This window comes from Parabacteroides sp. 52 (assembly GCF_010500925.1).
GTDB lineage: Bacteria > Bacteroidota > Bacteroidia > Bacteroidales > Tannerellaceae > QVMG01.
In genome coordinates this window covers 1-881 of sequence record NZ_QVMG01000059.1, presented here as the reverse complement: position 1 = coordinate 881, position 881 = coordinate 1, and the positions used below count along the sequence as shown (strand labels likewise).

At 34.1% G+C, this 881-nt stretch carries 1 protein-coding gene; it reads left to right on the top strand.

Features of this window, described 5'->3' with window-relative positions; all coding sequences use genetic code 11:
- The first annotated feature begins 329 nt into the window (after nt 1-329).
- Nucleotides 330-830 (top strand): hypothetical protein, encoded by a 501-nt coding sequence (locus D0T51_RS12200; RefSeq protein ID WP_163729683.1) that lies wholly within the window; start codon nt 330-332, stop codon nt 828-830.
- Nucleotides 831-881: the final 51 nt, after the last annotated feature.

Genomic DNA, 881 nt, shown 5'->3' with positions numbered 1-881 from the left:
AATGATGAAAACTACTTAGGTGCTGCTATAGCATACTTAGTAAAGCAGAAATTTAAGCCACAATGGAAGCCTAAACAAATGGAAGATTACCGTACTTCTCCTAACAATCCATCATCTGAATATCTTTGGTAAAAGAAACAGACTCTTGCTTTTCTTACCAATCTGCTTATTTATAGCCATCTAAAGAATACCCTTTAAATGGCTTTCTTTTCTTTATAACCTACCTTCTGCCATCTTCTCAACTTTGCAGTGTAATCAATCAGAGATTACAACTGTGAAGCCTTCTACAGAACAATAGAGTGAAGGCAAAAAAGAAAAAAATAATAGATATGGAAACGAGTAAAAAAGACTTGAAAATTAACGTGAATGGTTTCTTAGTAGGTGCAGAAAATTATGATGACATGGGAGCACACAACCTGTTAGAATCGTTAATGCTTGAGCAAAAAGAACTTTGGGTGAGATTTTCAACTGATTATTGGGATTATATGTGTGCAAAAATTAGCACAAAAGGGATGAAGCAATTTAATTATCGTTTATCACAGGAAAACTTTGAAAAACTAATGGGATATTTAGTGGATGGATCAATTGAAAGCTTTCAGTTCAATTTTGAAGAATTAGAAATCCATAAGGGAGATGACTCTTGTGACTTGGAAGTGCTAAAATCGTTTACAAAAGACAATTATGAAAAACTTAAATTCACCCCACTATTCGAAACCGCAAATGATCTTATCAAGGCATCAATTTGGCACAAATTTGGAGGAATATTTTTTGAAGTCCCCAGAACTCCAGAACTAATAGACTTCATAAGGGAGAATGGATACTCTCTCTAAAGAAAGCTAAGAAAGGTAGGCGAAAGTCTACCTTTTCTGTTTTTAAGCCAT

Coding starts and splice junctions, on each gene's coding strand:
- D0T51_RS12200 (WP_163729683.1), top strand. CDS start 330: ATGGAAACGAGTAAAAAAGACTTGAAAATTAACGTGAATGGTTTCTTA.